2 protein-coding genes and 1 pseudogene are annotated in these 1,779 nt (G+C 49.9%); all 3 read left to right on the top strand.

Features of this window, described 5'->3' with window-relative positions:
- A partial coding sequence (locus tag AKL28_RS23470; protein ID WP_050470691.1) for a cation diffusion facilitator family transporter occupies positions 1-860 on the top strand: 860 nt, incomplete at its 5' end.
- Positions 861-927: 67 nt separating this feature from the next.
- Positions 928-1,212 (top strand): hypothetical protein, encoded by a 285-nt coding sequence (locus tag AKL28_RS24755; protein ID WP_156226478.1) that lies wholly within the window; start codon positions 928-930, stop codon positions 1,210-1,212.
- A 335-nt stretch (positions 1,213-1,547) separates the two neighbouring features.
- Positions 1,548-1,779: pseudogene (locus tag AKL28_RS23475) on the top strand (integrase); the annotation flags it as partial.

The following is a 1,779-nucleotide window of genomic DNA, read 5'->3' on the forward strand; positions in this document are numbered from 1 at the left end:
GTACTTGGGTCAGTGTTGCCGTAAATCTTCTGCTGACGTTGTTGCAAATCATTGCAGGGATATTTTCCAAATCTCAAGGCTTGATTGCCGATGGCATCCACTCGCTTTCAGATTTGGTTGCTGATTTCGTTGTTCTATTCGCGAACCATCACAGTAAAAAGGATGCTGACGAGGAGCATCCATACGGGCATCATCGATTTGAAACCGCTGCATCACTCGTGTTAGGCGTATTACTCCTTACAGTTGGCGTCGGCATGCTTTGGTCGGCAATAGTCAAACTTGAGAACCCCGAAAGTGTGCAAGAAGTTCACGTCGTGGCATTGTGGGTAGCATGTGGAGCATTACTGGCTAAAGAGCTCCTGTTCCGTTACATGTTACGAGTCGCAAAGCGAGTGAAATCTAGCATGTTGGTAGCCAACGCTTGGCATGCGCGATCCGACGCTGCGTCATCTTTAGTCGTTGGAGTAGGCATTGTAGGCAATTTGGCTGGATACCCAATCCTCGATCCCATTGCGGCCTTGATAGTAGGTGTCATGGTTGTAAAGATGGGTTGGGAGTTCGGTTGGGAGGCACTTCACGATCTGATGGATCGCGCCGTAGATCAAGACGAGGTAGAGGCTATTCGGAGCACGTTACTGGATACTCTTGGTGTCAATGGAATCCACGATGTGCGTACCCGAAAGATGGGTGACATGATCGTGGTCGACGCCCATATCGAAGTCGATGCACAGATTAGTGTCGAGGCAGGGCATGAAATTGCTGTCTTGGCTAGGCAACGAGTAATGCAACGCCATCGTGTACTTAACCTGATGACTCATATCGATCCTTGGCGTCGGCCGGATCGGGATCACTCCAACTAATCTGGCTTGCTTACACCTGAGTAAGGCTTGAGATTAGCAAGGCATAAAGTAATTCGGGAACTGAGAGATGTTTCCGAATAACAGGCTGATGATTAGCCGAACGTGGCCGTCGACCGCCACGGCAAAACAAGATGCCCAAGTTGCATCATCATCGGAATTAAAGGTACTGCTCGCTAAAAAAGGGGGAGCGGAAGATACCTGGCATTGGAAAATCAAACTGATTTTGGTGATGAGGCCCGTCGATTTTTCGAGTGAAGAAAAGAGATTTGGGTATTCAACAAAATCGATAAAAATCAATTACTTAACACCATTTCTGCAAAAATTTCCAGAATCCCGGCCGACCCTCATCTAGCGTCACCGTAGTGCGGCGCATGAGACCTATCTCGCGCACGATCGCACGCCCCAGATCGGCCTCGAAAATGTGTCCTTATCTCGGCTGGCTCTATATGGGGGGCGATTCAGCGCGAGGATTCAAGAGAAAATATCCCAGCCGATGTCCGGTTGATAAGTGTTCAATTTAGCACCGTCTTTATGCTCCTACGGCATAAAGGCGGCAACCTTAAGCACTTTCAGGATTGTGTGTCATTTCCAGCCTTATCCCGGCATGACCCCCTATAAGAAGCGTTATGGAATGTTATAGTGCGTCATTCATCGTTTATGACGCCCCGTTGCGGTACATGAGCCAAAATGAGCGACAAATTGCCTCCCTCTGAGATTATCCCTGCCATTAGCAATGCGATGACTGCCGGTACGCTATTGCCCGCAGATGTTGAAGCGGCCCATAGGGATTTCCTCGCCGCAGCGACGTCCGAAAATACCCGGCTCACCTATCGTTCCGCCATTCGGCATTTCCTGGCCTGGGGTGGCATCCTGCCGGCTGACGAGAATGCAGTCATCCGCTACCTGCTAGCCCATGCCA

It is taken from the genome of Herbaspirillum chlorophenolicum (assembly GCF_001189955.1).
Lineage (GTDB): Bacteria > Pseudomonadota > Gammaproteobacteria > Burkholderiales > Burkholderiaceae_D > Herbaspirillum > Herbaspirillum chlorophenolicum.

What these genes read in the sequence shown, in the direction of transcription:
- AKL28_RS24755 (WP_156226478.1), top strand. Translation starts at nt 928, where the DNA reads ATGTTTCCGAATAACAGGCTGATGATTAGCCGAACGTGGCCGTCGACC.